31 protein-coding genes are annotated in these 21,569 nt (G+C 39.1%); 28 read left to right on the top strand and 3 right to left on the bottom strand.

Annotation, left to right across the window (positions count from 1 at the left end; all coding sequences use genetic code 11):
- Positions 1-91: 91 nt before the first annotated feature.
- The 24 genes from ACO6FI_RS11795 (at position 92) to ACO6FI_RS11680 (ending at position 16,080) form a co-directional block, all read left to right on the top strand.
- Positions 92-1,135: a major capsid protein gene (locus ACO6FI_RS11795; protein ID WP_485457503.1), complete on the top strand. Its 1,044-nt coding sequence runs from the start codon at positions 92-94 to the stop codon at positions 1,133-1,135.
- A gap of 1 nt (position 1,136) precedes the next feature.
- Positions 1,137-1,526: a head-tail connector protein gene (locus ACO6FI_RS11790; protein ID WP_485457502.1), complete on the top strand. Its 390-nt coding sequence runs from the start codon at positions 1,137-1,139 to the stop codon at positions 1,524-1,526.
- Positions 1,520-1,891 (top strand): hypothetical protein, encoded by a 372-nt coding sequence (locus ACO6FI_RS11785; protein WP_060931931.1) that lies wholly within the window; start codon positions 1,520-1,522, stop codon positions 1,889-1,891. Before ACO6FI_RS11790 ends, ACO6FI_RS11785 begins: the two co-directional genes overlap by 7 nt.
- On the top strand, positions 1,891-2,337 hold the full coding sequence (locus ACO6FI_RS11780) for an HK97 gp10 family phage protein (protein WP_485457501.1): 447 nt from the start codon (positions 1,891-1,893) through the stop codon (positions 2,335-2,337). Before ACO6FI_RS11785 ends, ACO6FI_RS11780 begins: the two co-directional genes overlap by 1 nt.
- Positions 2,324-2,749 (top strand): phage tail terminator family protein, encoded by a 426-nt coding sequence (locus ACO6FI_RS11775; RefSeq protein ID WP_485457500.1) that lies wholly within the window; start codon positions 2,324-2,326, stop codon positions 2,747-2,749. The genes ACO6FI_RS11780 and ACO6FI_RS11775 overlap by 14 nt, the downstream gene beginning before the upstream one ends.
- A 1-nt stretch (position 2,750) precedes the next feature.
- Positions 2,751-2,924 (top strand): hypothetical protein, encoded by a 174-nt coding sequence (locus ACO6FI_RS11770; protein WP_485457499.1) that lies wholly within the window; start codon positions 2,751-2,753, stop codon positions 2,922-2,924.
- Positions 2,924-4,234: a phage tail sheath family protein gene (locus tag ACO6FI_RS11765; RefSeq protein WP_485457498.1), complete on the top strand. Its 1,311-nt coding sequence runs from the start codon at positions 2,924-2,926 to the stop codon at positions 4,232-4,234. Before ACO6FI_RS11770 ends, ACO6FI_RS11765 begins: the two co-directional genes overlap by 1 nt.
- A gap of 13 nt (positions 4,235-4,247) precedes the next feature.
- Positions 4,248-4,724, top strand: a complete 477-nt coding sequence (locus tag ACO6FI_RS11760) for a phage tail tube protein (protein ID WP_008755033.1) — start codon at positions 4,248-4,250, stop codon at positions 4,722-4,724.
- 14 nt (positions 4,725-4,738) lie between these two features.
- Positions 4,739-5,167 (top strand): phage tail assembly chaperone, encoded by a 429-nt coding sequence (locus ACO6FI_RS11755; RefSeq protein ID WP_485457497.1) that lies wholly within the window; start codon positions 4,739-4,741, stop codon positions 5,165-5,167.
- 193 nt (positions 5,168-5,360) lie between these two features.
- Positions 5,361-7,331 carry a tape measure protein gene (locus ACO6FI_RS11750; protein WP_485457496.1) on the top strand — a complete coding sequence of 657 codons (1,971 nt, stop codon included), beginning with the start codon at positions 5,361-5,363 and terminating at the stop codon, positions 7,329-7,331.
- A complete protein-coding gene (locus ACO6FI_RS11745; RefSeq protein WP_485457495.1) occupies positions 7,331-8,002 on the top strand; it encodes a LysM peptidoglycan-binding domain-containing protein in 672 nt (223 codons plus the stop codon). Before ACO6FI_RS11750 ends, ACO6FI_RS11745 begins: the two co-directional genes overlap by 1 nt.
- Positions 7,999-8,964: an XkdQ/YqbQ family protein gene (locus ACO6FI_RS11740; protein WP_485457494.1), complete on the top strand. Its 966-nt coding sequence runs from the start codon at positions 7,999-8,001 to the stop codon at positions 8,962-8,964. The genes ACO6FI_RS11745 and ACO6FI_RS11740 overlap by 4 nt, the downstream gene beginning before the upstream one ends.
- The gene (locus tag ACO6FI_RS11735; RefSeq protein ID WP_485457493.1) at positions 8,957-9,256 is read left to right on the top strand and encodes a DUF2577 domain-containing protein; all 300 of its coding nucleotides are present in this window, start codon (positions 8,957-8,959) and stop codon (positions 9,254-9,256) included. The genes ACO6FI_RS11740 and ACO6FI_RS11735 overlap by 8 nt, the downstream gene beginning before the upstream one ends.
- Positions 9,257-9,260: 4 nt before the next feature.
- Positions 9,261-9,659, top strand: a complete 399-nt coding sequence (locus ACO6FI_RS11730; RefSeq protein WP_485457492.1) for a DUF2634 domain-containing protein — start codon at positions 9,261-9,263, stop codon at positions 9,657-9,659.
- Positions 9,659-10,726 (top strand): baseplate J/gp47 family protein, encoded by a 1,068-nt coding sequence (locus tag ACO6FI_RS11725; protein ID WP_485457491.1) that lies wholly within the window; start codon positions 9,659-9,661, stop codon positions 10,724-10,726. Before ACO6FI_RS11730 ends, ACO6FI_RS11725 begins: the two co-directional genes overlap by 1 nt.
- The gene (locus ACO6FI_RS11720) at positions 10,719-11,264 is read left to right on the top strand and encodes a putative phage tail protein (protein WP_485457490.1); all 546 of its coding nucleotides are present in this window, start codon (positions 10,719-10,721) and stop codon (positions 11,262-11,264) included. The genes ACO6FI_RS11725 and ACO6FI_RS11720 overlap by 8 nt, the downstream gene beginning before the upstream one ends.
- Before the next feature lie 7 nt (positions 11,265-11,271).
- Positions 11,272-11,646, top strand: coding sequence for a hypothetical protein (locus ACO6FI_RS11715; RefSeq protein ID WP_485457489.1), 375 nt, complete (start codon positions 11,272-11,274; stop codon positions 11,644-11,646).
- A 1-nt stretch (position 11,647) separates the two neighbouring features.
- On the top strand, positions 11,648-13,321 hold the full coding sequence (locus ACO6FI_RS11710) for a hypothetical protein (protein WP_485457488.1): 1,674 nt from the start codon (positions 11,648-11,650) through the stop codon (positions 13,319-13,321).
- Positions 13,322-13,335: 14 nt separating this feature from the next.
- Entirely contained in the window at positions 13,336-13,713 is a 378-nt protein-coding gene (locus ACO6FI_RS11705) for a hypothetical protein (protein WP_485457487.1), read from the top strand.
- Positions 13,703-13,849: a CD1375 family protein gene (locus tag ACO6FI_RS11700; protein WP_485457486.1), complete on the top strand. Its 147-nt coding sequence runs from the start codon at positions 13,703-13,705 to the stop codon at positions 13,847-13,849. Before ACO6FI_RS11705 ends, ACO6FI_RS11700 begins: the two co-directional genes overlap by 11 nt.
- 83 nt (positions 13,850-13,932) lie before the next feature.
- On the top strand, positions 13,933-14,133 hold the full coding sequence (locus ACO6FI_RS11695) for a type II toxin-antitoxin system HicA family toxin (protein WP_485457485.1): 201 nt from the start codon (positions 13,933-13,935) through the stop codon (positions 14,131-14,133).
- Positions 14,134-14,189: 56 nt separating this feature from the next.
- Complete coding sequence (locus ACO6FI_RS11690; RefSeq protein ID WP_485457484.1) at positions 14,190-14,588, top strand: type II toxin-antitoxin system HicB family antitoxin; 399 nt, start codon at positions 14,190-14,192, stop codon at positions 14,586-14,588.
- Positions 14,589-14,645: 57 nt separating this feature from the next.
- Positions 14,646-15,089, top strand: a complete 444-nt coding sequence (locus ACO6FI_RS11685) for a phage holin family protein (RefSeq protein ID WP_485457483.1) — start codon at positions 14,646-14,648, stop codon at positions 15,087-15,089.
- A gap of 49 nt (positions 15,090-15,138) precedes the next feature.
- On the top strand, positions 15,139-16,080 hold the full coding sequence (locus ACO6FI_RS11680; RefSeq protein ID WP_485457482.1) for a CHAP domain-containing protein: 942 nt from the start codon (positions 15,139-15,141) through the stop codon (positions 16,078-16,080).
- 42 nt (positions 16,081-16,122) lie between these two features.
- On the opposite strand, the gene ACO6FI_RS11675 is transcribed toward ACO6FI_RS11680, so the two are convergent.
- Both ACO6FI_RS11675 and ACO6FI_RS11670 read right to left on the bottom strand, forming a co-directional pair.
- Entirely contained in the window at positions 16,123-16,935 is an 813-nt protein-coding gene (locus ACO6FI_RS11675; protein ID WP_485457481.1) for a recombinase family protein, read from the bottom strand.
- Between the two features lie 95 nt (positions 16,936-17,030).
- Entirely contained in the window at positions 17,031-17,291 is a 261-nt protein-coding gene (locus ACO6FI_RS11670; RefSeq protein ID WP_485457480.1) for a hypothetical protein, read from the bottom strand.
- 213 nt (positions 17,292-17,504) lie between these two features.
- On the opposite strand from ACO6FI_RS11670, the gene ACO6FI_RS11665 reads away from it, so the two are divergent.
- Positions 17,505-17,732 (top strand): helix-turn-helix domain-containing protein, encoded by a 228-nt coding sequence (locus ACO6FI_RS11665; RefSeq protein WP_485457479.1) that lies wholly within the window; start codon positions 17,505-17,507, stop codon positions 17,730-17,732.
- Between the two features lie 186 nt (positions 17,733-17,918).
- Here the strand turns inward: ACO6FI_RS11665 and ACO6FI_RS11660 are convergent, their stop codons facing one another.
- The gene (locus ACO6FI_RS11660; RefSeq protein ID WP_485457478.1) at positions 17,919-18,809 is read right to left on the bottom strand and encodes an AraC family transcriptional regulator; all 891 of its coding nucleotides are present in this window, start codon (positions 18,807-18,809) and stop codon (positions 17,919-17,921) included.
- A gap of 289 nt (positions 18,810-19,098) precedes the next feature.
- Between ACO6FI_RS11660 and ACO6FI_RS11655 the strand changes: the two genes are divergently transcribed.
- From ACO6FI_RS11655 to ACO6FI_RS11645, 3 genes are all read left to right on the top strand, one after another.
- Positions 19,099-19,269, top strand: a complete 171-nt coding sequence (locus tag ACO6FI_RS11655) for a hypothetical protein (RefSeq protein WP_485457477.1) — start codon at positions 19,099-19,101, stop codon at positions 19,267-19,269.
- On the top strand, positions 19,244-20,068 hold the full coding sequence (locus ACO6FI_RS11650; RefSeq protein WP_485457476.1) for a carbohydrate ABC transporter permease: 825 nt from the start codon (positions 19,244-19,246) through the stop codon (positions 20,066-20,068). The genes ACO6FI_RS11655 and ACO6FI_RS11650 overlap by 26 nt, the downstream gene beginning before the upstream one ends.
- 18 nt (positions 20,069-20,086) lie before the next feature.
- On the top strand, positions 20,087-21,569 hold a 1,483-nt coding region (locus ACO6FI_RS11645; protein ID WP_485457475.1), incomplete at its 3' end, for an alpha-galactosidase.

Here is a 21,569-nt window from a genome sequence, read left to right as displayed (position 1 = left end):
ATCCCGATATAGGGAACTAAGAAAGTAGAGGTAAACAGTACTGGCAAAATTTGATGCAAAGAGTTTTAATGACAGAGCATTTGGCGCGTATATGTCCGCAATTCCAAATGTAAAGCTTAATAAGTTAAAAGAGTCTATGGCGGTGGTATCCGATCCGAGACTTGCAGAAGCTTTTAAGAATCAGTCTCAGACAGGTAGTGTTTATGCTATTCTGCCTTATTTTGGCAGATTGGGAGGCAAGGCGCAGAACTATGACGGACAGACAAACCTAAACCCTGAAAGAACGGCAACTTATGAGCAGGGTGTGTTCGCATATGGAAGAATGATGGGATGGACGGAGGCCGACTTCAGCTATGATGTGACCGGTGGTGTTGACTTTATGGCCAATGTTAGGGCACAGATTATGGATTACTGGAATGAGGTAGATCAGGAGGTCCTACTGTCTATTTTAAAGGGCGTATTCGGTATGAGCGCTACAGGTACAGGCGCTATAAAGACCGCTAACAAGGCTTTTGTAGACGAGCATACTCTGGACATTTCGGCGTCCACAGAGAATAAAAAGACTGACGAGAGCATGATAATGGGCGTTACAACTCTTAACAGCGCTATTCAGAAGGCTTGCGGAGATAATAAGCAGAAGTTTAGCCTGGTAATTTGCCACTCCAGTGTATCTACGAACCTGGAGAATCTTAAGCTTTTAGCATATCTCAAGTATACAGACAGTGAGGGTGTGGAAAGAGATCTAAGTATGGGTACTTGGAACGGAAGACTTGTACTTGTAGATGATTCTATGCCTGTAGAGGTAAAGAATGTAGGAGCTACAGGAGGAGATGTATCCGTCTACACAACATATGTGCTCGGAGAGGGCGCAATAGGCTTTGAAGATGTGGGTGCAAAGGTTCCTTACGAGATGGTAAGAGATGCGAAGACTAACGGCGGTGAGGATACTCTTATTTCAAGAAAGAGAAATGCCGTGAGCGTTGCAGGTATCTCATATCTTAAGGCAAATCAGGCTACAAACAGTCCTACTAATGCAGAACTTGAGAACGGCCTGAACTGGTCACTTGTTCAGAGCGATAATAAGACAATCCCTCATAAGGCTATTCCGATAGCAAGAATTATTTCAAGAGGGTAATATGCTCGAAAGGATAAAAGAGAGGTTGCAGTCCATAGGATATGCAGTAAAAGATAGCGATGATATTGCTATCAATTTTGCTATGCAGAAGGTTGAAAACACTATAAAGAACGATTGCAATATCTCTGCTATCCCCGACGGCCTTATGCATATTGCAATTGATATGGTCGTTGGTGAGTTTCTTATGTCGAAAAAGACATTTGCTCCTGACGACCTTTTAAATTTCAATCTGGATTCAGCTATTAAGCAGATACAAGAAGGCGATACAAATATATCTTTTGCAGTAGGAGAAGGTAGTAAGACTGATGAACAAAGGCTTGACAGCTTCATTGACTATCTTTTGAATTACGGCAGAGATGAATTTATCACCTATAGGAGATTCAGATGGTAGATGCGTGGAAGCAGGCAAGAAAAGCTATAGAGAGCAGATATAAAGGGCTATGTGACATACTGGAAAAAAGAAAGGTAAAAGATGAGGTTACTAAGGCCACTGTATTGAAAGATATGGCGGTCTTAAGTAATCAGCCTTGCAGGTTATCATACAGTAGTTCCGGCACAGCTAATCAGACCGATACAGTATCGAACATAGAACAGACTATTAAGCTGTTCATTGCTCCGGAGATTAAGATTGCTCCAGGATCTAAGCTTAGGATAACTCAAAACGGAGTAACTACCGACTATATATCAAGCGGAGTGCCTGCCGTATATGAGACACATCAGGAGGTGTCCTTGGAGCTTGAAAAGGAGAACGCTTAATGGCTAGTTGGGGAAGAGCAGACTTTGAGGCTTTTAGAAACCTTCAGGAGAAGATACAGAGCCTTAAAGATATTGATATGGATGCTTTTTGTACTGAATGCAGTAAAGAGATTGCAGCAAGGCTTTTAAGTTTGGTTGTGAGAAGAACTCCTGTGGGCAAGTATCCTTCAGGAAGTGGAAAAGTTGGCGGTACACTAAGAAGGGGTTGGGGTGCAGTAGCAGATATAAACGTTGTTAAAGAAGGTGATACCTATACGGTAACGATTATAAACCCGGTTGAATATGCTTCTTATGTTGAATTTGGCCATAGAACCGGAAACGGCGGATATGTAGAACCACAACTTATGCTCACTATATCTGAAGAAAAGTTAAAAAATGCAATACCTAAGCTGCTGGAAAGAAAAGTAAAGAAAAAACTTATGGAGGCATTAAGTGGCGGAAATTAACTTATCTTTGGTATTGGATGCTATCACAGTTGTGCTTGACAGCGTGTCGCCCGACTCAAGCATATACATAGATAAGGTTGAGCAAGGGCTAAATGACGGTGATTTTTTAGTAAGGCTTATCAATACCGACTATTTAAAAAGAGGGACAGGAGAGCTAAACAGAGTCGTTTCGTCATTTGATATTATATATTTTCCAAAGAATGGGAATAAAGATTGTATTTATATGGGTGATAAGCTGTCGGAATCGCTTTCTATGATTAAACTTTCAACTGAGGATATAATACGAGCCGTAGAGAAGTCTTTTGAAATTGTAGACAGTATTTTGCATTTTAGAGTTTCATACAACTACAGCACAATTAAGTATCAAAATGCTGATAGCATGGGACAAATATCTTTGAACAGAGGTAATTAAGTTGGGAAAAGAAAAGATTGATTTAACTAAACACACAAAAGAGGCTATTAAAGCATCTTCAAGATACTTGGGGCATGGAGATGTACTTGATGTAATCCTTGACGATGATACAGCTTACACGATAGATGAAGTTGACGGCCTTATTTATGAATTTTTGAAAAGAGAGGTGGAATAATGGCATTAGGTGGTGGTATTTGGACAAGGCAGGATAAGGTATTGCCCGGAGCTTATACAGTGTTTTCAAATGCTAAAAAGGCGAATGCCGCACTTTCAAGTAGGGGCATTGTGGCACTGCCGATAGCTCTTGACTTCGGAGAAGCAGGAAAAGTTTTTGAAGTAAGCAGAGAAGACTTTATGACAAAGTCGAAGGAACTCTTTGGCTACAGAGTAGATGACGATCGTATGCGTAATCTTAGAGAGGTTTTCTTACACGCGACTAAGGTGCTTGTATATAGACTCGTATCGGATGATGCAACGGCCGCGAGTAATACGCTTGCTACGGCTAAGTATGTAGGTAAAAGAGGTAATGATATTAAGATAGTAGTAGGTGCAAATGTTGATAAACCAAGCGCCTTTGATGTGAGCACATATCTTGATAATGCTTTAGTGGATACACAGACTGTCGATAATATGGCAGGTCTAAAGGATAATGCGTATGTAACTTTTAAAAGTTCCGCTACATTATCCGTTACAGCCGGAATGCCTCTTAGTGGAGGTACTAACGGCGGTAATCTTACAGGAGAGATATATACAAAGGCATTAGAGAGTTTCGAGGCATATTCATTTAACATTTTATGCTGTCCCGTTATTGACAGTACCATAACAAAGTTGTTTGTGGCATATACTAAGCGACTCAGAGATGAAGTCGGGTCAAAGTTCCAAACAGTTGTATATAAGTCTGATAGCGACTATGAAGGAATTATATCAATAAACAATGATGTAGTTGGAACGGATAAAAATTCTTTGGTGTATTGGGTATCAGGAGCAGAGGCAGGATGTGAAGTAAATAAGAGCCTGACAAATGCCGTGTATGACGGAGAATATGAGGTTATCACGGATTATAAGCAGTCACAGCTTGAGACAGCTATTAAGCAAGGTAAGTTCACTTTACACAATGTAAACGGCGATGTGAGGGTTCTTGAAGATATCAATTCATTTGTGTCATTTAAGGTTGATAAGGATTCTATGTTCAGTTCGAATCAGACTATCAGGGTAATAGATCAGATAGCAAATGATATAGCCGCATTATTCAATACAAGATATTTAGGCGTAGTGCCTAATGATAATGCGGGAAGAATCAGCCTTTGGAATGATATTTGTAAGATACATCAGGAACTTGAAAAGCTTCGTGCCATAGAAAGCTTTGATACCAAGTCGGTTGAGGTGGTTCAGGGTGATGATAAGAAGTCTGTCCTCTGTACCATAAACGGAATAGATATTATAAATGCTATGGCAAAGCTTTACTTGAATGTAATCATAGCATAGAAAGGAAATACAGATGAACGATTCAATTATGAATGCTTTGGATGCCTTGGCAGGAGCACAGGCCAGCGCGTACGTAACGCTTGCAGACGGTAAAAGATATAATTTTATGCAGCTATATTCTTTCGAGGCAAGTATGAAGATAAATCTGGTCGAGGTGCCTATTCTCGGAAAGACAGGCAAGGGAAATAAGCCTAGCGGATGGACGGGAGAATGGAAAGGAACAGCACATTTCAATCAGTCGGTACTTAGGGCTATGTGGCTTGAGTATAAGAACTCCGGAAGACTTCCAAGCTTTGATATACAGGTTACAAACGAGGACCCGACAGCTTCAGTAGGAAGACAGACTATTGTACTTAAAGGATGTCTCAGTAAAGGAGGCATACTTACAAAGTTTGATGCAGATTCAGAGACACTTGATGAGGATATCGAAGGAACATTTGATGACTGGGAAATGCCTGAAAGCTTCTCATTGCTTAAGGGTATGCAGTAAAAGGAGATTAGAACATGAGTAGAGATTTAAGTGCTTTTTTATCACAGAATGTAAAAAGGGTTGAGAATACACTCTACCCTGCGACAAACAGAATCGTAGATGAGAACGGAAATCCGATTCCTTGGGAAATATGCTGCATTACAGCGACGGAGAATGCAAGAATAAGAAAAGGGTGCATGACAATGGTTGCGGTAGCAGGCAAGAAAGGGCAGTATACGCAGGAGTTTAACTCTCAGTTATATCTTGCAAAGTTGTGTGTAAGGACTACAGTGTATCCTGATTTGCAGGATAAGGAGTTACAAGACAGCTATGGCGTTATGAGCGCTGAGGAGCTTATATCAACTATGCTTACACCGGGAGAATTTGAGGACTATGCAACAGCAGTCATGAAAGCAAACGGCTTTGATGATGAAGAAAATTTGGTTGAAGAAGCAAAAAACTAATTAACGGCGGTGATCCTGAAGCTAATTACGCTTACTACTGTCTCCATAAATTCCACTGGAAACCTACGGAATTTATAGAGATGTCGGAAGAAGAAATGGCTTTTGTGATTGCCGCCATTGATATTAAAGCTCAGAATGATAAGAAACATGCGGATGAGCTGAAAAGCAAAATCAGGAGATAGGAGGCTGAATAATGGCTACAATACAATCACAACTTGTACTGACAGATGGTATGTCAAGTGTGTTAAGAAGAATGAATTCAGCCTTACTCACTTGTATTGACAGCTTTGAGCAAATGCAATCCACGTCATCAAATCAAATTGATACGACGGTATTGAGAGAGACAAGAGCAAGCCTTACAGAGCTTAACGGTGAGCTTAATACATCGGTAGAAAGCCAAGAAAGAGTCAGGGAGTCGTCAAATCAAACAGATGCGATACTCAAGAAATTAAGAGAAAGCTTTTTAAAACTTGCGGCTGCAGCAGGTATCGCATTTTCAGTTAAAGGTACCATAGAATTGGCCGATACATATACTCAGACGCAGGCGAGACTAAACCTTATAACAGGTGACTTAGAGAAAACAAAGAACTTGCAGGACGCTATAGCCGCATCTGCTAATCGCTCAAGAGCGGCATACCAATCTACGGCAGATGCAGTATCTAAGATGGGCTTGATGGCCAAAGACGCATTTAGCGTTGCAGATGAGAGCGGGCATAAGACACTTAATACAAATGAGCTGGTAGCATTTACGGAGCTTTTAAATAAGCAGTTTATTATAGCAGGAACATCGGCGCAAGGAATGGAAGCCACTATGACTCAGCTTACACAGGCAATGGCTTCAGGAGTACTAAGAGGCGATGAGCTAAACTCGGTATTTGAGCAAGCGCCGACCATTATTGAGACTATTGCAAATCACTTAGGTGTTGAGATGGGGCAGGTTAGACAGTTGGCACAAGAAGGAAAGATAACTGCAGGTGTAGTAAAAGCTGCTATGCTTTCATCCGCAGATGAGATAGATGCAAAGTTTAATTCAATGCCTTATACATATTCACAAGTTGCAACAATGATTCAGAATATACTGTTTAATGCCTTTGAACCTGCAATACAGATGATAGGTAGCGGTGCACAGTGGATAGTAGATAATTGGGATGATATAGAACCGATACTTGTAGGAATTGCAGGGGGTGTAGCAATAGCAACCGTTGCTTGGGGAATATATACCGCACAGCAGTGGCTTGCTGTAGCAGCTAATCAAGCGATGGTTGCAAGTATGCTGACTAACCCGTTTCTATGGATTGCGGTTGCACTCGGTGTACTTATCACTGTGATTTACAGATTCATTCAATCTGTCGGAGGAATGAAGAATGCATGGACTCTTGCACAGATGGCTATGGGAGTAGGTATCGCATGGTTAAGAGTTGCGTTCATGACAGGTATATACGGAATCATAGATATGGCAGGAAAGCTTTCATTGTGCTGGCAAAAGACAGGTGTTGCCGTGTCGAACTTTATAGGACAGATGAGAGCGAATGTACTTGTAGGCATTCAGAATATGGTTAACAGTGCTATCAGTTTGATAAACGGGTTTATCAATGCCTTGAATAAGATACCGGGGGTAAGCCTTCAGGCAATATCACAAGTTACATTTGCGAGTACCGCACAAGCGCAGTTCAATGCGGAAAAGACTGCCAGAGAGCAGGGACTTGCCGATGCTGAAGTTCATGAGGACGCATCAAGAAGGGCAAGAGCGTGGGAACTTTTGCAGATGAAAGGCGACTTAAACAGTAAAATGGCAGACCTTAAGGGTAAGTATACTGAATTTAAGGCAGATGCAATTGCAATGAAAAACGGAGACGGTATAGATTCTTTAGGGCCGTTTGATACAGGAGAAGGTGCAGGCCTTGCAGACAATGCAAAAAAGACAGCAGGTAATACTGCAGCTGCAGCAGGAGCACTTGCAGAGACTAAGGAAAATCTTGAATACTTGAGAGATATAGCGGAGCAGGAAGCTATAAACAGGTTCACTACTGCCGAGATAAAGATTGATTACTCAGGAATGACTAATCAGATAAGCTCAAATATGGACTTGGATAATGTGTTGGATACGCTGACTGTTAAATTTGTTGAAGCGGTACAGATGGGAGCAGAGGGGGTACATAGTTAATGTATAGATTCTATTTAGCGAATATGCTATTACCTGTCACACCTTCAAAATTAAGTGTAAAAACCAAGAACATGAATAAGACTGTAACTCTTATAAATGAGGGCGAGGTCAACATTATAAAAACAAAGGGTTTGAGGGAGTTCAGTTTTGAGCTCCTTTTACCTTTTGACAGATATTCCTTTACAACTATGAACAGGCCGAAGAAACAAAAAAGCTATTTGGATAAATTAAATAGGCTTAAGATAAATAAGAAGCCGTTTCAGTTTATAGTAAAACGACCAAAAGGGTTTAAGACAAATATAAAGGTTACCTTAGAAGACCTTAGTATCACAGAGGATGCAAAGGAAGGCAGAGATATAAAGGTAAGTATCACCTTAAAGGAGTATAGGCATTATGGGACTAAGAAGGTTGTGTTTGTTCAACCGACGTCCGCAGTAGGAGAGCAACCTAAGCAGGAAGAGAAAAAAGAAGAAGCCAAGGTGGCGGAGAATAGGGATTCGTCTACCGCTCAAAAGCCTAAGACTCACGTAGTAAAAAGGGGTGATACTCTTTGGGGGCTTGCCAAGAGATATTACGGAAACGGCTCTTTATACCCTAAAATTGTGAGTGCGAATCCTAAAATAAAGAACCCTAATTTGATTATAGACGGATGGGAGCTTGTAATACCATGACAGTAAATATAATGATTAGCAATGGAAAAGAGGCCTATATACCGTCACTCAAAGAAGGAATTCAGTTGGATTTGGAGCGTAAAGGCAGCCCGGGGAAATTAAAGTTTTCATATTTCAACGATGGAAACATTAAGGCTGAAGAAGGTAATCAGGTAAAACTTACAGTGGACGGAATAGATGTGTTTTTCGGATTTCTTTTCAGTAAAAAGACTTCAAGTCAGGATAGTAGCTTTGTTGAGTGTACTGCATATGATCAACTTAGGTACCTAAAGAATAAAGATACTTACTCATACAATAATCTAACCGTCGGTGAAGTTATAAAGCTTATTGCCGAAGACTTCAGGCTTAATATCGGAGAGCTTGAGGATACAGGATATAAGATACCGCATAGAGAAGAGCAGAACAAAACGCTGTTTGATATTATACAGAATTCAATTGATGAGACTGTGCAAAACACAGGTAAGCTTTATGTGTTCTACGATAATGTAGGCAAGCTGACGCTTAAAAATATTGAAAGTATGAAGCTTGATTTGCTCATAGATATGGGTACAGCTGTAGGATATGAATATAACAGCTCTATTGATAGTAATACTTATAATCAAGTAAAGGTTGTATATAAGAATACGAAGGATAAAACGAATGATATCTTCCTGGTAAAGAGCGGTGAGAATATCAATAAATGGGGAGTGTTACAGCTTAATGAAAGCGTAGAGACTAAGGAATCAGGCGCAAGAAAGGCCGAGGCTTTACTCAAGTATTATAACAAGGTATATAAGACACTCACAGTAAAAGATGCGTTTGGTGATGTAAGAGTTAAAGCAGGTTCATCTATGGTTGTTATGCTGCAGTTTGAGGATGTAAAGATATCAAACTATATGGTGGCTGAGAAGGTAACTCATACTTTCAAAAACGATGAACACTTGATGACTTTAAAGCTTAGAGGAGGGTTGTTTAATGTATGATTTTGTGGAAGCTGTAAAACAAGCCGCGGTTGAAGCCGTGGAATCCAAGGACCCTATGCGTTTTTGTTTTGGTAGGGTGAGTAAAGTAGATCCTCTTGAGATATGGATAGATCAGAAGCTTACGGTACCTGAGAGTGCTCTTATTCTTACAGGAATGGTGAGTAAGCATTCGGTAGAAGTCGAAGGGCAGGGTAAGATTACTCTGGATAACGGCTTAAAAGTTGGGGAGCAGGTTATTCTTATCAGAGTTGACGGTGGCCAAAAATACATAGTATTGGACAGAGCGAGGTGAGAATATGCTACCTGTAATTGCTAAAGATATTCTGAATATAGAAAGTAGAGCGGAGCCAAGTAATACATTTCATATAGATTTTGACAGAGGAAGAATAACAGGCTTTGTAGATGAAAAAGAGGCATTGAAGCAAGCTATACTGCTTATTCTGAATACTGAAAGATATAAGTTTTTAATTTACTCATGGAATTATGGTATAGAGCTTGTAGATATTATAGGTGCGCATCCGGATATAGTTGAGGATGAAGCGGAAAGACTTATAGAAGAGGCTCTTTTATGCGATGACAGAATACTTGCCGTTTATGATTTTGATTTTAGCAGAAGTAGGAACTCTATGATAATAATATTTAAAGTTGACAGTATATATGGTGATATTGATATAGAAACGGAGGTAAAGCTGTAGTGTTTGAAGAGAATACATATGAAAATATAATAAACAGAGTCCTTGCAAGGGTTGATGACAGCCTTGATAAAAGAGAAGGCTCTGTAATCTTTTCTGCAGTTGCTCCTGTATGTGCGGAACTGGCACAAGCCTATATTGCATTGGGATATCTCATAGACTGCACATTTGCCGATACCGCACCGAGGGAATTCCTGATAAGAAGAGCTCTGGAAAGAGGTCTTATACCAACAGAGGCTTCATACGCGAAAGCAGTTGCGCTTTTCAATATAGATGTCGATATCGGTAAGAGATTTTCGAGTTTAAAGTTTAACTGGACAGTGTCTGAAAAGATAAGTACAGGTAAATTTTATATTACTTGTGAGACTGCAGGTAGCTTACCGAATGCCGAAAGAGGAAATCTCATACCTATTGAATACATAGACGGCCTTGAAACGGCAAGCATAGAGAGCATTGAAGTGTACGGCGAGGACGAGGATGATACGGAAGAATTTAGAAAGAGATACTTCTCATCATTTGAAAGCCAGGCATTTGGAGGCAATAAAAGAGATTATTATCAAAAGATTACAGCTATTGACGGAGTAGGCGGATGTAAGATATTTAGAGCCGCAGATTCTAAAGGCCTGAAAGCTCCGGGTCATGTGCTTGCTATAATAACAAATTCCGAATATGGTCCTGCGAGCGAAACATTGGTATCAAATGTGCAAAGAACTGTAGACCCGAACGGCGATCAGATGGGTGACGGGTTAGCTCCGATAGGTCATATATGCCATATAGAGTCTGTAAAAGCGAAGAGCATAAATATAGATACTAATATAGTTTACGATGCAGGATATAGTTTTAATGCTTTGCAATCTCAGATAAATAAGGCTATAGACGGATATCTATATGAGCTTAATAAGTCATGGGATACGGTAGAAAATGTAGTTGTTAGAATATCAAATATTGAGAGCAGAATATTAGCTATAAACGGAATTAAAGATATCGCAGATACTAAGCTAAACGGTAGCCCGTCAAATGTAATACTTGATAAGGATACTATAGCTGTAAGAGGTACATTCAATGGATAGGAAACTGATTGATTATTTGCCTGATATCTTAAAAAATATACTTGAGTTTAGACAGATTATGAGTGCCGAACAACCGGAACTTGAGGCGCTTTGGGATAAGGGAAATAAGGTTGTAGATAACAGTTTTGTATTAAGCGAAGACGAGGATGCCGCAAGTAGATGGGAAAAGATATTGAATATCTCACACAAAGATACAGATGAGCTTGATGTTAGAAATCTAAGAATACTTGCAGTGATGCAGGGAAGATTGCCGTATACGTATCGAACTTTATATAAAAGCTTGCTGGCAATGGTTAACTTTGAAAGAGACTTCAAGCTGAGTGTGGATGTAGATAAAAGAAGCGTATCTATAGTAGTGGCACTGTCTTCAAAAGAATTAAAAGATGAGATAGAAAAACTTGCAGAAAAGATGGTGCCGGCAAACATGACGCTTGAAGTATTGTTGTGGTATACAACTCACAGGATGCTTGAGATAAAAACTCATGGGGAACTGGAGCAGTACACTCATGAGCAAATGACGGAGCTTGATTTAAGGTAGGTGATTTATGAGAGAAACGGATAATTTAAAGCTGAAAATGCCGGACAGGACAGACAATTACAATGTCGAGGACTTTAACAGCAATTTTGCAAAGCTTGATAAAGCGGTAAGCAGTACAAGGCAGATACAAGTGACGGCTTCAAGGTTTACCGCTCAAGGGCCATATACACAGCGTATAGATGTAGCAGGAATCAAGGGAACAGATGTGCCTGAGATATCTTTGCTGATACCTGACGGAGTTACTGATAGTGCAAGGGTAAAGGCTATAAAAAAGGCTTGGAGTTGTGTAGACAGGATAGATACATATAATGGCTATATAGTGATAAGTTGCTTTGTGAAAAAGCCTGAAACCGATATCTTACTACTTATGAAGGGGGTGTAATATGGCACAGGCAATACTTTTAAGAGGTGGCGCAGGAGGAGTATCATCTGACGATGTGACAGCAAAGAGAGAGCATGTCCTGCAGGGTTATACAGCGCTGACGGCTGACAGCGATGATGAAGCCGTGCAGGGCACGATGGTCAATCGTGGCAATATAGTAGATACAACAGGGTTTGAGAACGCTTATTGGGATTCAAAGTATCTCGCAAGAATGGAGCAAGGTTTCTACTCACAAAATGAGCAGTGGAAGCCGTGCGTAGCTATACCATATGAGGTGCTTGCACAGACAATTGGGGTAGACAGGTCTAAAATGCTTGATACTCTCACCATAGCTGGTAAGCAGGGGCAGATAAAATCCATTAACACGCAGGATAATAATTACCGAATCAACAAATCTACTGCATTTGGTATAGATAATTGGACTGATGTAAACAATCCTACTTTTTATATAGACCTTCCATACGGAAATGCGTTTTACAATCGCTCAGATGGACACCCTCGCACTTGTATAGATGCAAGTGTTTTGGGCAATGCCACTGCAGATAAGGTAATAGCAGGTAGCACTTTTACAAGCAAAAACGGTGTGAAAGTAGAAGGCCAGATTGTGGACAGAGGAGATGGAGCTGCTGTAAGTTTCGCCCAGGGTAGAGAAGACTGGGCGAGTAGAATGTGGGTTACTTTCAAAAATGGGTGGTATCACAGAGGTTATCATCCAGAAGGTCATGAAGCATATACCTTTGTGACATATGAGCAACTTAAAAATCTTTTTGCAATAGATGGATCTAAAATGTTACAAGGATATAGTGTGGCAGGTGTACAAGGTACCGTACCTCGTTGGGTTTGTAGCTCAGGAGATGTTTTAACTGCATATAACGATGCAGGTTTTGCATGGGATGATGCCTATGCCGGACGAGGCAGGGGAATAATTGTTGGCATAAAAAATGGTTCTTGCATTCAGAATGCCAACTGGGTATTCTTGCCTAGCCCTAATCTGCAACCTTGGAATATAAGGCAAAATGTCAATGTTAATGGTGTTATAGGTACGATGGTCGATTACGGAGCAGGTGGAGTCCCTTTTAACGGAGCCACCTTTGATGGTAGGCTTGCATCAGGGGTGGCAACTAAGGGATTTATATTGAATGGAATTGGTAGATATCTAAACCTGAAAAACAGTGGTAATGGATACAAAGGAATAGTAGATGGTGGACTAAAGCTTACAAATGCATTTGCCTATAATACTAGTTTTAAATCCGCACCTGATGTTGGATTTGTACTATCAAAGTCTATAAATCTTACTCCTTTTAGACAACTGAAAGTTGGATTTAGGTTTCTTCGTTTTTCAGGTGATGGAACGCGGTCACAGCCTGCAAGGGTTAGACTAGAGGTTGGTGTAACTCCAATAAGCCAGGTAGGAGGTGAGTCTTACAGCAATGAAAGTTATACGATTTTAAAGGATATAGGACGACGGTCTAATGAAATATCATATGAGATGACATCTACTATGGTAGGAGCAGGAAATCAAAGCGACCAATCGCAGCAGTATATGATACTTGATATATCATCAAATCAAGGGCATAACTTTATATATTTTATACTTGGAAACATTATTCACGAGTATTCAAATGGCAGTGTATATGCTGAAGTAATAATTAACCATATAGAATTTATAAATTAAAAAGAGGTGAAAGAATGAGTAAATTGATATTGAAGGATAAGACAGAAATTGAGCTATCAACGCACTACGGTGATACATTTGTCACTGTAATTGATAACTTTGCAAAGCTTGATGAGCTTAAGGACAAGCTTACAGATGCAAACACAGTGATTATGACAGTACAAAGTGATGGCAGCGAGGAGACTGTAACAGGCCTTAAATTGCAGGGTATCACTATAAATTTTGTAAAAGATGAGACAGGAGTAATTTCTCAGATACAGGCATTACTCATGTTCAGGGCTATGGATAAAGTGGAGCAGGTTGAGGCCACACTGACGGGTCGTATAGATGCACTGTCTAATATGGTAGCAGAGCTTATGGGAAGCGAGGAAGGAGAAGGAAATGAGCAGTAAAAGAAAGTTAAAGGTGTATGTAAGATTTTTTGCTTCGAGGATTAAGTACGGCCTTATGACAGTTGATGAAGTGCCAGCAAAGTATAAAGAGGCCGTTGAAGAGTTCATGAAGACTGATGAGTATCTGATGATGTAGCTATAACAAATATAAAAATATGTGTAATTCCTATTGACAAATATAATTATATGTGTTATTATATAGTCATAAGGAGGTAAGAAATGAAAAGTTACTCATCAAGGGAAGTGATAAAAATGCTAAAAGAAGATGGTTGGTATGAATTATCTAAAACCGGAACAAGCCACTTACAGTTCAAACATCCAACTAAAAAGGGAAGAACGACAGTCAAGGATCCAGTCAAGGACATACCAATTAAAACACTTAGAAGCATTGAAAGACAGTCAGGGTTAAAGTTTCAATAACCCTGACGGGGGCTTCCCCCCTGATGATTTACATATTTTTATATAAGGAGAGCTATATGAAGAAAGTTGATAGGTATTATTATCCTGCTATATTTACGTATGAGGACGGAAAAGAGATTGCGGTAACATTTCCAGATTTAGATTGTGCTACAAGTGGCGAGGACGAAAAAGACGCACTTTTATCCGCAAGAGACTTATTAGGATGCGTGCTTAACGGCCTTGAAGAGGACGGAGAACCGATACCACCTGCAAGTAGATTGTGCGATATGGAATTAGAGGATAATGAAAGAGCCGTGTTAGTGGATGTTTATATGCCAAGCATTAGAAATGCAAATGTGAATAAATCTGTAAACAGAACAGTAACATTGCCTGCATGGTTAAATGCGGCGGCACTTGAGAGAAATATAAACTTTTCACAAGTGTTACAGGAAGCACTAAAACAGCAGATTTCATAAGTATTTTAAAGCACCCTAATCGGTGCTTTTTTGTTGCAAAGAAAGGAGCATTGGTAAATGCATTTTGATATTTTTAAACCTGTTTTTGATATTATGAGGGGAAATATTCTGTTTCAGCTTGTAGTAATTATGATTGTAATGGATGTGGTCTTTGGAAGCTTGAGAGCTGCTAAAGAGAGAAGCTTTAATTCCAGTGTAGGTATCGACGGTGGTATCCGTAAGGTGGGAATGCTTTTATCTTTGGTATGTCTGGTATTTGTAGATATATTATGCCCTGTAAATCTTATAGGGTTTGTACCGGATACTTTAAGAGAGTATATGCGCATACAGGATATTTCTGTGATGGAGTTTTTCGCATTGCTGTATATAGTGTATGAGATACTTTCAGTGCTTAAGAATATGACATTGTCAGGGTTGCCTGTACGCAAGGTATGGATTACGGTAAAGGGATTTTTAAAGAAGAACACAGGCGAATTTATAGAGATTGAGGACAAGGAATAACGAGGGCTTAGGCCCTCGTTTTATTACAGGAAGAAGGAGGAAGAGAACAATGGATAGCTCATTCACATCTGGGAAAAAGCTGTTAAGAGGTGGATATACTCAGTTTACAGTAAGTGGCAAAAGCTACTTTGTACAAAACGGCTCTTATAGTAAAACACCGCACGCAGGGGATATTGTGTACTTCTATAGCACAGAAAAAGGCAGAGTTGCGCATGTGGGAATAGTAGAAGATGTAAAGAGAATTGGACAACTATACATAATTCATACAATCGAAGGTAATACATCCGCAAAGGCCTTTGAGCGTAATGGTGGTGGTGTAGCTAGAAAAGAATATAAGTTTAAAGAGTCTGATGTAGGCGGTACAAACCGTATAAATGGTTTTGGCACGCCCTTATTTGGAAGGGATACATGCACACCTGAGGAGATTATAGAAGTCGCAAGGCAGGAGATCGGGTACCTTGAGAAGGCAAGCGATTCTATGCTTGAGGATAAAACAGCGAATGCAGGCATGTCAAATTATACTAAATACGGGCATTGGTATGGTGGCAACGGCAATTACTGGTGCCAACAGTTCATAAGCTGGTGTGCCTATATGGCCTGCAAGTTACACCAAAAGAATAGCTTTACAGGATGGAAAAAAGTTGACGGCAGATGGATGTACGAACTCGAAGGAATAATTCAAAGAGATAAATGGTTACACATTGATAACCGCTGGTATGTGGTAGACGGAGCAGGGCACATGATAACCGGGTGGTTTAAGAGTGGTGATACTTGGTATTATCTAAACACCGATGGGGCTATGCTTAGTGGGCAATGGGTCGAGCTATCAGGAGAGTCGTATTATCTTACTCAGTCGGGAGCAATGGCCAGTAGCTCTTACATAAAAAAAACTGCAGATGGGGTATACTACTGGGTAGATGCAGACGGAAAGTATAGAAAAGAACTTGATACAAAGACACCTGACTTTGATAAGTATGAAATTATAGAATAGAAGATAAGGCAAGAGGTTTATCCCCCATTGCCTTGTTTTTATTTATTTAAAAGTTTTTCTTTTTCTTGAATTGTACTTTTGAGTTAAAATCTTTTGTACTTTTTTGAAAGTGTCGGTTGATATAATACTTTCATGTGATCCTGATTTTTCCTCTTTTTTAAATCGTATATACCCTGTATAAGTCTTATTTTTTAACATAACCTTTACTGAGTTTGCAGAAAATTCTTTACCTCTTTTACCTCTATAGCCGGCTGAATTGAGTTTTCTTGCCGTCTCAGATAGATTGTGTGTTTCTAAATATGTTGCAAAGCATAATTTAACACAATCGGCTTCTTTTTTTACTATTTTTAGTTCATCATTTTTACTAATGTAACCTTGCAAAAATGCCGGTGCATACTTGCTCTGCTTGAATTTTTCATCAAGCGCAAAGCTCACTCTTTCGCTTGTAAGTTCTCTTTCTAACTGAGCAAAAACTCCCAAAATGCCTACAATCGCACGCCCGAAAGGCGTGGAAGTATCAAATGCCTCAGTATAAGAAACTAAGTCAATGTTTAGCTGATTTAATTTATATACTGTCTGATACAAGTCAGACACACTTCTTGTGAATCTACTTAATGCCCAGAAAAGAATAATATCAAATTTCTTTTCTTCTGCGTCTTGCATGAGGCTTTGAATTGCAGGTCTGTGAACCATATCTTTTCCACTTATACCCTCGTCAGCGTACAATTCATAAACGGAATAGCCTTTGTCAGAGCAGTAGTTTCTTAGAGTTCTTTCTTGAGCGGCTAAAGAGTAGCCTTCTCTAGCTTGATCAAGAGAAGATACCCGGATGTATATTGCAACCTTTTTAGTCATATGTTAGAATAACCTTGCCTTTCTTTTGAGGTAGGCCCTGCAGGTTTTGCTTTGGTCGGCTGCTACAGGGCCGTTTTTGTTTTTCTTATATGCTTCTATTCAGCTGGATTGTAGAATGTACCATCTTCGTTGATATATTCAACAACCTCATCTTCTGTTACTGATAAAGTTCCAGCAACGGATAATCCGTTGCTCAGATCTATCGTAATCTGATACTCGCCAACTTCTGAAGGTCTGCCATTGTCTATTCCGTCAACCGTGCCATAATACGCACCTGATACCATTTGGTCTATTTGCCTTTGCTCCTCTTTTGAAAAACTTCCATAAGTTCTTCCAATCATTGCTTCCTTAGTCATGTTATTCACCTTTCTTTTTTACTTACAGTTTTATATTTGCTTTGGTCGGCTCTGTAAGTTTTGTAAGTTCCTTATTTATCTTACAATGTTATTTTACTCTATTATTAGAGTAGTGTCAAGCACTTTTTACTCTATTTTTAGAACTTTTTTAATTGCTTTTAAATGAGACATAATATATACTTAAAACAAGAAAAGAAAGTAGGAACTACGATTATGATTAGATATAAAATAGATATTATGAAAGAGCTGAATGATAAAGGATACAATTACACGCGAATAAAAAAAGAAAAATTACTATCCGCTCAGACATTAGAGAATATAAAGCAAGGAAAATCTATTACATTGGATACACTTAATAAAGTTTGTCTAATGACTAAATTACGTGTGGAAGACATTATAGAAATGACTGCCACAGATGAAGAAAGAGAAAAGTACTCCTAAGAAACAAAAAATATGATGTCTAATAAATGTCTAATATAATAGGAAGAAAGTCGGTATTTACGCGCTATTTACTCAAAAAAGCAAGGACTTAAAATCCCGTGGGTAGAAATACCCGTACCGGTTCGATTCCGGTCTGCGGCATTTCTATTTAGCTCAAATCCTCAAAAAAGGGTTTGAGCTTTTTTATTATTCTTTATCCATCCTCTTTATAAATCTGTTGAATTCAAGGTCAGACATAGTATCATTTTCATATTTGAGCTTTCTGTAGGCGGAAGGTGTAAGTCCGTATTTGTGCTTAAAGGCCTTTGAGAAAACTGAAAGAGATTCATAGCCGCAAGAGTAGGCAACATTCTCCACAGAAAGTGCGGAGTCATCCAGTAAATGGCAGGCTCTGTTAAGTTTACAGTAGATCAAATATTCTGAAGGTGAATGTCCCATACTGTTTTTAAATAATGTAAACAGATAATTTCTGCTGATACCCAGATGAGATGATACATCACTTACACATATCGGATGATAGAAGTTATTTTGTATAAATTCTATTGCTCTTACCAGGTAACTGTTATTTTTCAGTTCGGTTGATTGGCTGATACTCTCTGAATACATGGTATTCGGACATATTGAACTTAAAAATTCAAACAGTAAAGATTGTCTTTTCAACTCTTGTTTAAGTCCGCTTGAATCTGTGGAGAGTATGCTCTCAGTTATCGAGATAAGATTATCCTGTTTAACGGAAAGTATGGGATTTTTATAGTTGATTCCCATTCTCTCCAAAATCTCAGGAACCTTATCACCTTTAAATCCGATCCACAGATAATGCCAAGGGTCTTCAAAATCCGCCTGATAAAATGTCATAGCTGTCGGCTCTATTAAAAAGGCTTGATTTGCTCCTAAGTTATATTCCACATTGTCACAGAAAAACTTTCCCTTGCCGCTTAAAATAAAGTGTATAATATAGCACGGTCTGATAGCGGGTCCGAAACTGTGTCCCGATTCACACTGCTCATGTCCTACAAAATTTAAAAAACAGTCTGAAAATGTTCTGTCGTTAAATAACTTAAAACTTACGCTGTTCATAGTCCTCCATAATTATATGAAAATTTCATATGAATATTGTATTTTGTATCGGATTTAAATGCAATTATTAAAGATTTAAAATTTTATAAAGTATGATATTTTACCTTTTAAAAGGGACTGAAAAACAGCTTTGATTACGTTTCATCTTATTTTTCCAAAAAATGACAAATAAATAACAACTACTTTTTTAAAGTAGATTACATATTAACAAATTTATATAACATTTTGAGATGATACACCGGCAAAAATAAATTATTATATGAAAGTAATTTCAAGGGAGGACTTAAATATGGTTAAGAGGAGAATACTTAGTTTAGCATTGTCATCAATGATGGCATTATCATTGGCAGCTTGCGGTGGCGGCTCAAAGAGTACTGCAGATACTTCGGCAGCTGCAGACGGAGAAAAGAGCGGTGACATAGGAGGAGATAGATATGAAAGGAAGATCAACATTAAATAAAGCTTTAATTCATGTGATACTGATACTTGTATCTATAACCATGATTGTTCCGTTTGCATGGATGGTGCTTACATCCTTTAAGACTGTAACGGAGTCTACAAGCGTAAATCCGTTTACTATATTCCCTGCACATTGGATCACATCCAACTTCAATGAAGTAATCAAAAATATGGATTTTATACATTTGTATATCAATACATTGCTTTTGATAGTAGGTAGAGTATTCTTTGCGGTTATTACATCGACTATAGCAGGTTATGCACTGGCAAGACTTGAATTTCCGGGAAAAACACTTTGTTTCGGACTTGTGCTTTTCCAGATGATGGTTCCGAGTCAGATATTCATTATTCCACAGTATCTGATGGTAAGTAAGCTTGGAATGCTTGATACCATATTTGCACTTATTTTCCCGGGAATTGTATCGGCTTTCGGTACCTTCTTACTCAGGCAGGCATTTATGTCACTGCCAAGAGATCTTGAAGAGGCTGCCAGAATAGACGGCTGCAATATCGGTCAGACATTCCTGCTTATAATGATGCCGCTTGTTCGTTCCGGAATGATTGCGCTTGGTATCTTTACAGCTGTTTTTGCATACAAGGACTTGATGTGGCCGATGATTGTAAATAAGAATGTTATGCCGCTTTCGGCAGCACTTGCAAAGATGCAGGGACAATATACAAATAATTATCCGCAACTTATGGCGGCTTCACTACTTGCCTGTGTACCTATGATAATTCTGTATCTGATATTCCAAAAGCAGTTTGTGGAAGGTATAGCAACATCAGGTGGAAAATTATAAATAAATTAAGAGGTATTTATGTCTATAAAATTAAATAATAAATTGATAACACTTTCTACAGAGAATACTTCATATCAGATGAAGATTGATGAGTTGGGATATCTTTTCCATACTTGGTACGGCAAAAGGATAGAAGGTGCAGATGATATGTCATATCGTATCAGCAGTATTGACAGAGGATTCAGCGGAAACCCTTACGAGACTATGGACAGAACATATTCACTGGATGTGTTCCCACAGGAGTATCCGACCTTCGGCAACGGAGATTACAGAGCGGATTGTATACAGGTAGTTCACCCTGACGGTTCAAATGTGCTTGATTTAAAGTATGACTCATGTGAAATCACAAGAGGAAAATATCAGCTTAAAGGTCTTCCGGGCTTTACATGGAGCGAGGATGAAGGTGAGAGCATACAGGTTAATCTTATAGATAAAGAAAGCGGTATAAGGGTGGAACTTTTATACGGTGTACTTGAAAAATACGATATTATCACAAGGGCTGTAAGAGTGGTAAATACTTCACAAAACACTTTGAAGGTTGAAAAAGCACTCTCAGCCTGTATTGATATGGTAGACGGAGATTTCGATCTGATTCATTTCCACGGAAAACATGCTATGGAAAGAGAGTTTGAAAGAAGTCCGCTTGCACACGGTAAATTAAGACTTGAGAGTAAGCGCGGTACATCAAGCCATCAACAAAATCCTTTTGTAATTCTTGCAAAGAAAGGTACAAATGAGGTATCAGGAGATTGTATCGGAGCGGCCTTTGTATACAGCGGTTCATTTATTATTGAAGCCGAAGTGGATCAGGTAAATCAGACAAGACTTGTAGTGGGACTTCATCCTGAGCAGTTTGAATATATATTAAATGCCGGAGAGGAGCTTGTGCTTCCGGAGGTGGCGTTTACATATTCGGATGCGGGATTTGAAAAACTTACACATTCATATCATGATGCAATCAGAGCAAATCTTCAAAGAGGCAAGTTTGTTCATACGCACAGACCGATACTTATAAATAACTGGGAAGCCACATATTTTGATTTTGATGCGGACAAGCTTTTTGATATTGCTTCAAAGGCTAAGAGTCTAGGTATCGAGATGCTGGTTATGGATGACGGTTGGTTCGGTGAGAGATATGACGACACCAAGGGACTTGGCGACTGGTATGTAAATGAGAAAAAGCTCGGCTCATCTCTTAAGGAATTGGCGGATCGCATCAACGCCATAGATATGAAGCTTGGTATCTGGTTTGAGCCTGAGATGATAAATGAAGATACCAATCTGTACAGAGAGCATCCTGATTTTATGATAAGAGTTCCGGGCAGAAAGGGAGTCAAAGGCAGAGAACAGTATGTACTTGACTTTACAAGAAAAGATGTAAGAGATTATATAAAAGCTATGGTGGTGAATATCCTGAAAAATGCAAATATATCATATGTAAAATGGGATATGAACAGAAGTTTGGCTGCCGTATACTCTGCAAAACTTGACGCAAACAGTA

Source organism: Lachnoanaerobaculum sp., assembly GCF_057250505.1.
This window is presented reverse-complemented; position numbering and strand designations above follow the sequence as displayed.

Coding starts and splice junctions, on each gene's coding strand:
- ACO6FI_RS11795 (WP_485457503.1), top strand. CDS start 92: ATGTCCGCAATTCCAAATGTAAAGCTTAATAAGTTAAAAGAGTCTATG.
- ACO6FI_RS11790 (WP_485457502.1), top strand. CDS start 1,137: ATGCTCGAAAGGATAAAAGAGAGGTTGCAGTCCATAGGATATGCAGTA.
- ACO6FI_RS11785 (WP_060931931.1), top strand. CDS start 1,520: ATGGTAGATGCGTGGAAGCAGGCAAGAAAAGCTATAGAGAGCAGATAT.
- ACO6FI_RS11780 (WP_485457501.1), top strand. CDS start 1,891: ATGGCTAGTTGGGGAAGAGCAGACTTTGAGGCTTTTAGAAACCTTCAG.
- ACO6FI_RS11765 (WP_485457498.1), top strand. CDS start 2,924: ATGGCATTAGGTGGTGGTATTTGGACAAGGCAGGATAAGGTATTGCCC.
- ACO6FI_RS11760 (WP_008755033.1), top strand. CDS start 4,248: ATGAACGATTCAATTATGAATGCTTTGGATGCCTTGGCAGGAGCACAG.
- ACO6FI_RS11755 (WP_485457497.1), top strand. CDS start 4,739: ATGAGTAGAGATTTAAGTGCTTTTTTATCACAGAATGTAAAAAGGGTT.
- ACO6FI_RS11750 (WP_485457496.1), top strand. CDS start 5,361: ATGGCTACAATACAATCACAACTTGTACTGACAGATGGTATGTCAAGT.
- ACO6FI_RS11745 (WP_485457495.1), top strand. CDS start 7,331: ATGTATAGATTCTATTTAGCGAATATGCTATTACCTGTCACACCTTCA.
- ACO6FI_RS11740 (WP_485457494.1), top strand. CDS start 7,999: ATGACAGTAAATATAATGATTAGCAATGGAAAAGAGGCCTATATACCG.
- ACO6FI_RS11735 (WP_485457493.1), top strand. CDS start 8,957: ATGTATGATTTTGTGGAAGCTGTAAAACAAGCCGCGGTTGAAGCCGTG.
- ACO6FI_RS11730 (WP_485457492.1), top strand. CDS start 9,261: ATGCTACCTGTAATTGCTAAAGATATTCTGAATATAGAAAGTAGAGCG.
- ACO6FI_RS11720 (WP_485457490.1), top strand. CDS start 10,719: ATGGATAGGAAACTGATTGATTATTTGCCTGATATCTTAAAAAATATA.
- ACO6FI_RS11715 (WP_485457489.1), top strand. CDS start 11,272: ATGAGAGAAACGGATAATTTAAAGCTGAAAATGCCGGACAGGACAGAC.
- ACO6FI_RS11710 (WP_485457488.1), top strand. CDS start 11,648: ATGGCACAGGCAATACTTTTAAGAGGTGGCGCAGGAGGAGTATCATCT.
- ACO6FI_RS11705 (WP_485457487.1), top strand. CDS start 13,336: ATGAGTAAATTGATATTGAAGGATAAGACAGAAATTGAGCTATCAACG.
- ACO6FI_RS11700 (WP_485457486.1), top strand. CDS start 13,703: ATGAGCAGTAAAAGAAAGTTAAAGGTGTATGTAAGATTTTTTGCTTCG.
- ACO6FI_RS11695 (WP_485457485.1), top strand. CDS start 13,933: ATGAAAAGTTACTCATCAAGGGAAGTGATAAAAATGCTAAAAGAAGAT.
- ACO6FI_RS11690 (WP_485457484.1), top strand. CDS start 14,190: ATGAAGAAAGTTGATAGGTATTATTATCCTGCTATATTTACGTATGAG.
- ACO6FI_RS11685 (WP_485457483.1), top strand. CDS start 14,646: ATGCATTTTGATATTTTTAAACCTGTTTTTGATATTATGAGGGGAAAT.
- ACO6FI_RS11680 (WP_485457482.1), top strand. CDS start 15,139: ATGGATAGCTCATTCACATCTGGGAAAAAGCTGTTAAGAGGTGGATAT.
- ACO6FI_RS11675 (WP_485457481.1), bottom strand. CDS start 16,935: ATGACTAAAAAGGTTGCAATATACATCCGGGTATCTTCTCTTGATCAA.
- ACO6FI_RS11670 (WP_485457480.1), bottom strand. CDS start 17,291: ATGACTAAGGAAGCAATGATTGGAAGAACTTATGGAAGTTTTTCAAAA.
- ACO6FI_RS11665 (WP_485457479.1), top strand. CDS start 17,505: ATGATTAGATATAAAATAGATATTATGAAAGAGCTGAATGATAAAGGA.
- ACO6FI_RS11660 (WP_485457478.1), bottom strand. CDS start 18,809: ATGAACAGCGTAAGTTTTAAGTTATTTAACGACAGAACATTTTCAGAC.
- ACO6FI_RS11655 (WP_485457477.1), top strand. CDS start 19,099: ATGGTTAAGAGGAGAATACTTAGTTTAGCATTGTCATCAATGATGGCA.
- ACO6FI_RS11650 (WP_485457476.1), top strand. CDS start 19,244: ATGAAAGGAAGATCAACATTAAATAAAGCTTTAATTCATGTGATACTG.